The sequence below is a fragment of the Streptococcus pseudopneumoniae genome (genome assembly GCF_001072665.1).
GTDB classification, from domain to species: Bacteria; Bacillota; Bacilli; order Lactobacillales; family Streptococcaceae; genus Streptococcus; species Streptococcus pseudopneumoniae_S.
Map to the genome: position 1 here is coordinate 1 of NZ_JVJI01000061.1, position 564 is coordinate 564.

1 pseudogene is annotated in these 564 nt (G+C 48.9%); it reads right to left on the bottom strand.

What is annotated here, in order from left to right:
- Positions 1 to 387 (bottom strand): annotated as a pseudogene (locus ADH52_RS11670) (hypothetical protein); the annotation flags it as partial.
- Positions 388 to 564: the final 177 nt, after the last annotated feature.

The following is a 564-nucleotide window of genomic DNA, read 5'->3' on the forward strand; positions in this document are numbered from 1 at the left end:
CTGCCCTATGGGAATCATGATGGCACTCGCCGTCACAAAGACATTCCCAACATCATGATACAGTTTGTCATTCCCCATGAAAAGCGTATCTCTGATGGGATTTCCTGCTTTAGTCTGAATATCCCCTGCATTCCCAAGTTTGATATCCTGATCAGCCTCATACATATTAGAAGCCCCATAGGCTGTTGTCCCAAGACCCACTATACCGCCTGCAACAACTAAAGGAGTCGCAGAGCCCAATGTAACTACGATGGCTGTCACTCCGACAATGATAGTCAATGCGCTAACAGCCATGTCTTTCCAACCCTTATCTGATCGAGCCAAGGCTTCAAAACGGACCTTGTCTCGCTCCTGAGCTGCTTGTACACGCTCAACACGACTCTCCATCTGCTGGGTCGCCTGTTTGTAAGCTATCGCAAAGCGTTGAACAGACTTGAGTTTGGCAAAATCTCCTGACTGATAAGTCCCTACCGTACGTGTCTTCCCTGCGTGCTCTGCGACCAAGGCCTTGGTCGCCGACAAGAGTTCCTTAAAGGCAACCAAATCCTGACTTGCATGGTTACT